The sequence below is a fragment of the Mesorhizobium sp. M5C.F.Ca.IN.020.32.2.1 genome, from assembly GCF_004023105.1.
GTDB classification, from domain to species: Bacteria; Pseudomonadota; Alphaproteobacteria; order Rhizobiales; family Rhizobiaceae; genus Mesorhizobium; species Mesorhizobium wenxiniae.
This window is the reverse complement of sequence record NZ_RZSX01000480.1, coordinates 1-4,923: the sequence shown is the minus strand read 5'-3', so window position 1 is coordinate 4,923 and position 4,923 is coordinate 1. Positions and strand designations below refer to the sequence as shown.

The window sequence follows — 4,923 nt, the reverse complement described above, 5'->3', positions numbered from 1 at the left end:
AGAGACGCTCTACATAGGGGGCCCCGGGGGATCGTTTCAGAAGACTATCGAGGAAAAGATCATTCCCCTCTTTGAGGCCAAGACAGGCGCCAAGGTCGTTTACGCGCCTGGCAGCTCAACCGATACTGTGGCCAAGCTCATGGCGCAAAAGGGCCAGCAGGACCTCTCATTCATTTTGATTGATAGCGGCCCGATGACGAACGCGGTGGAACAGAAACTATGCGCGCCTTTGCCCAACATTCCGGTACTCGACGATATCTATCCGGGCGCTCGCCTGCCAGGCGGAACGGCGGTGGGCTATGGCTTCTACGCTACAGGCCTAGGCTACAACAAGGAGGTCTTCGCCAAGAACGGGTGGGAGGCGCCGACATCCTGGTTTGACCTGGGCGATCCTAAGTACAAGGGTAAGGTTGTGGTGGGGATCGTCTCCGGCTACGGCGTTGAGACTCTGGCCATGCTGGCCCACGCAGCCGGTGGAAGCGAGAAGAACATTGAGCCAGCTTTCCAATTCATGGCTGAAAAGGTCGCGCCTAACGCACTCGCTTGGGAAGGGGCGCCCGCAACCGTTTCGCAGATGTTGCAGACGGGTGAAGCAGCTCTGGTCGTGTTGGGCAACGTCCGCGTGCAGCCGGTCATCGACCAAGGCGCGCCGGTCGCTTTCGTCTATCCCAAAGAAGGTGCGAGATTGGGCATGGGCACAGCCTGCGTCGTCGACGGCGCGCCGCAGCCCAAGCTCGCAGCGCAGTTGATGGAGGTCGTGCTATCGCCGGCCGCGCAGGTCGAGCTGGCGAAAGGGGTCGCTTTCGGGCCCGTCAACAGCAAGGTTGAGCTCGCACCTGAACTCGCGGCCAAGGTGGTCTACGGTCCCGAAAAGGTCAAAGCGCTAGTGGCTGTCGACTGGGCTTACATCAACAAGCAGCTTCCCGAGTGGACCCAGCGTTGGAACCGCGAGGTCGAGCGCTGAAAGCTGCAGTATAAGGAAGGTCCGCGCAACATGGCTTTTCTAGCGCTTCAGAGCTTAACAAAGAAGTATGGCGAATTCGTCGCGGTCGACAACTTCAGCCTGTCGGTGACTAAGGGTGAATTCGTCTGTCTGCTCGGACCCTCGGGTTGCGGTAAGACGACGACGTTGCAGATGGTGGCCGGGTTGGTTCAGCCCACCACCGGAAAATTGGAACTCGACGGAAGTGACATCACCAAGCTGCGCAGTAACCGGCGTGGCTTGGGGATCGTCTTCCAGAGCTACGCCCTGTTCCCGCATATGACGGTCTCGCAGAACGTGGCCTTCGGTCTAGAGATGCGCGGCGTTCCTGCCGCTGAACGTACCAAGCGTGTCGCCGATGCGCTCGGTCTGGTACACCTCGAAACGTTCGGCAGCCGGTACCCGCGCGAGCTGTCCGGCGGCCAGCGCCAGCGCGTGGCACTTGCACGCGCGATAGTGATTCAGCCTCCGGTCATGTTGCTCGACGAGCCCATGGGCGCGCTGGACGCAAAGCTGCGCGAAGAGATGCAGATCGAACTGCGCGCGCTGCAGCGCCGCTTGGGCATCACCACCATCATGGTGACCCATGACCAGGCGGAGGCAATGACCTTGGCCGACCGGGTGGTGTTGATGAACAGAGGAGAAGTCGAGCAGGTCGGCAATCCGTACGAGATGTACGAACGGCCGAACGGCCGTTTCTCCTCGACCTTCCTTGGGCGGGCCAACGTGTTCAGCGGGTCAGTGAGCGATGACAGTTTCCTAGTCGGGGACTTCGCACTGCCCGCCGCGCCAAGCGCTGTGAAGGGAAAGTCCGACTATATCGTGCGACCTGAGAAGATCGAATTCGTTGAACAGAACGCACTCGTGCGGGGCCGCGTGAGCGCGCGCGCGTTCCTCGGCAATCACTGGCTGTTTCAGGTCGAGACGCCGCTGGGCATCATACAGGTCGCGTGTGCTAACACCGCCCAGCCTAGTGTGGACGAGGGCGACGAGGTTGGTCTGCGTTGGAACTTGGACAACGCACGCGTCGTTGCGACGGAGGGTCAGGCATGAACCGGGAGCGCAATACCCTCCCCTACTGGCTCAGCGCCCCCGGCGCCCTTGCGGTGCTGGCCCTCGTGGCGGTGCCGCTCGTGCTGACCTTCGCGCTCAGCTTCTATTCCGATCAGCCGGGCAGCGGTGTCGACATATCGCTGACGCCGCAAAACTACGGCCACATCGTGGGCGATGACTACTACCTGGAAATCTTCTTGCGCACATTCCTTCTGGCCGCCTTGGTCACAGGCGTTTGCATACTGATCGGCGTACCTGAGGCATACATCCTTACCCGCCTGTCGGCCATCTGGCGTGCCGTGTCGATCGTCATCGTGCTCGGCCCGCTGCTGGTTTCGGTCGTAGTACGGACGCTGGGATGGGCGATCCTGCTGGGCCGCGAGGGCATAATCAATAGCGCACTAATCGCGATGGGTTTGATCGACCAGCCACTTCAGCTGATGTACTCCTACACCGGGCTAGTGATTGCTCTGTCCCACGTGTTGGTACCATACATGGTGCTGGCGGTCTGGGCGTCGCTGCAGAAGCTTGATTTCACGACCGAGCAGGCGGCCGAGTCGCTGGGAGCAAATTTTCTGACGGTGCTGCGCAGGATCGTATTCCCCCAGGTGATCCCCGGCGTGCTCTCTGGCAGCCTGATCGTCTTTGCGCTGGCGGCGGGCGCCTTCGCCACTCCCGCCATCATCGGGGGCAGGCGTCTGAAAGTGGTGTCCACCACCATTTACGACGAGTTCCTGAGCTACGTGAACTGGCCCATGGGCGCTGCCTTGGCGGCGGTATTGATGCTGATCGTGCTCACAGTCTCGATCCTGGCAAACCGCTATATCGAGCGGCGATACAAGCAGGTGTTCTGATGACTCGCCTTCCGCGCCCGCTGCTGGCCTTTCACTTCCTATTCTCCGCGTTCATGCTGGCTCCCCTAGTCATCGTGGTGCTGGTGGCCTTCACCGACAAGGGCTACATCTCTATGCCCTTCGACGGCGCGTCATTGCGTTGGTTCCGGGAGATCCTGAACCACCAGGATTTCATCGACGCGTTCTACCGCAGCGTCGCCCTGGCCGCAGGCTCGGCCACGATCGCCGCGGTCCTCGCGCTGCCGGCCGGCATGGCGATCGCCTGGCACCGGTTCACGGGACGAGATGCCCTGCTGGGCCTGCTACTGTCTCCTTTGATGGTGCCGCACGTCGTTCTGGGCATCGCCATGCTACGCTTCCTCTCGCAGATAGGAGCCACCGGCACGTTGGCGGGGCTGGTGCTGGCGCATGCGGTAGTCATCATGCCTTACGTGCTGCGCCTGGTGGTGGCGGCCGCGACCGGGTTCGACCGCAGCATCGCGCAAGCGGCAGAGTCGCTGGGTGCGTCGCCGTGGACCGTGTTCGCGCGCATCGAGTTGCCACTGATACTGCCCGGCATCGCGGGCGGGTGGCTCTTGGCCTTCATCACCAGCTTCGACGAACTCACCTTGACCGTGTTCCTGGCCTCGCCAAGCACGCAAACGCTGCCGGTCAAACTGTACGCCTACATCACCAACACCATCGACCCGCTGCTAGCGTCAATCTCCACGGTGATGATGGGGCTTACCCTAGTCCTAATGCTAGTGCTCGAGCGCTTCTATGGCCTAGACCGCGTGCTCGGAGGCAGGTCCTGAGGCGTAACCCTGGGGCGGACCCGCGCCAGTATTTCCTCCCAGGAGGGAGCCGTCGACCGCCTCAGGCGGACCCGTTGCAAGGGGAGGCCGGCGGCTCTCCTGAGGACATAGGAGGCCCGCTCGTCCGTAAAGCTGTCGTTTCATCGACACTACCCTCGGAATTTCTCGTACCAGGGGTGCAACAGGGAGCAGTTTCTTGACGGAAAACCGACGAGTTGTCGAAGCGAAGCCACCAGACTTGATTGCGAATTATCGGCCTATCGGCTTGAGAGCTGTGCTCGCAGCGACATCAGCTCAAAAATGTAGGTCGCTTGCGAGCAGCCAGAGGCCCCAAGAATTTTCTTCGGAGCTAAGACTTGGACGCTACCATACATCAACGAACCCCGAGGAAGGATGAGCATTCACCTCACGACGCAGGAGACCGTTGTTGCCCATCAGCCTGATGCGCGGTCGGCAGGATAGGCTCGCGCCAATTCAGCGCACCACCATTCGTCGTCGCCACTCCAAATCGCATCAGGCATTGCAGCGTGATCTCCAGCGCGTTGCTGATGCTTAGGGCTAGAACGATCATGACGGCGCTTTCGATGCTGCCGCGGACAGACACGGTCGACAAGACGAAACTAGCTCAAGACTATCCATCGACGCCCACGGCCACTGTAACGCGCCACAATACCGGCACTGCGCAGATGGAAGTGATCCTTGGCGAAATCGCAACGGCCATGGCGTCGGAGGCGGACCGTGGCCGGGTAGCAGACTTTATACCGGAACTGGCAAGAGTTGATCCGAAACTGTTCGGGATTGCGGTTGCTCTGCCCACTGGCCAGACGATTACAAGCGGAGACGCGCGGGTTCCGTTTTCTATCCAGAGCATTTCGAAGGTGTTCACTCTCGCCATGGGACTAGGACGCCTCGGTGATGAGCTCTGGATGCGGGTGGGGCGCGAACCCTCGGGGTTGGCGTTCAACTCCATTCTTCAGCTCGAGCAGGAGGGAGGGCGTCCTCGCAATCCATTCGTCAATGCTGGGGCAATAGTCGTAACGGACGCCATCCTCGCGGCGAACCAACCCCGCGAGCTCTTGGCGGAACTATTGCGCTTCGTCCGCGCCGCTGCTGGTGACGACGATATTCACATCAACAAGCGAGTAGCCAAGTCAGAGGCGAACAACGCGCACCGAAATTGGGCGTTGGCACACATGCTCAAGGCGCGGAATAATCTCCGGAATGATCCTCACCGTGTATT

General features: G+C 60.8%; 5 protein-coding genes. All 5 read left to right on the top strand.

Annotated features, from left to right (window positions below; translation table 11 throughout):
* A partial coding sequence (locus tag EOA86_RS22220; RefSeq protein WP_128343587.1) for an ABC transporter substrate-binding protein occupies positions 1–964 on the top strand: 964 nt, incomplete at its 5' end.
* A 30-nt stretch (positions 965–994) separates the two neighbouring features.
* Positions 995–2,035 (top strand): ABC transporter ATP-binding protein, encoded by a 1,041-nt coding sequence (locus EOA86_RS22215; protein ID WP_128343586.1) that lies wholly within the window; start codon positions 995–997, stop codon positions 2,033–2,035.
* Complete coding sequence (locus EOA86_RS22210) at positions 2,032–2,889, top strand: ABC transporter permease (protein WP_128343585.1); 858 nt, start codon at positions 2,032–2,034, stop codon at positions 2,887–2,889. The genes EOA86_RS22215 and EOA86_RS22210 overlap by 4 nt, the downstream gene beginning before the upstream one ends.
* Entirely contained in the window at positions 2,889–3,683 is a 795-nt protein-coding gene (locus EOA86_RS22205) for an ABC transporter permease (RefSeq protein ID WP_128343584.1), read from the top strand. Before EOA86_RS22210 ends, EOA86_RS22205 begins: the two co-directional genes overlap by 1 nt.
* Positions 3,684–4,252: 569 nt before the next feature.
* Positions 4,253–4,923: glutaminase (locus EOA86_RS22200; protein WP_348633363.1), on the top strand; the 671-nt coding region annotated here is incomplete at its 3' end.

What these genes read in the sequence shown, in the direction of transcription:
- EOA86_RS22215 (WP_128343586.1), top strand. Translation starts at nt 995, where the DNA reads ATGGCTTTTCTAGCGCTTCAGAGCTTAACAAAGAAGTATGGCGAATTC.
- EOA86_RS22210 (WP_128343585.1), top strand. Translation starts at nt 2,032, where the DNA reads ATGAACCGGGAGCGCAATACCCTCCCCTACTGGCTCAGCGCCCCCGGC.
- EOA86_RS22205 (WP_128343584.1), top strand. Translation starts at nt 2,889, where the DNA reads ATGACTCGCCTTCCGCGCCCGCTGCTGGCCTTTCACTTCCTATTCTCC.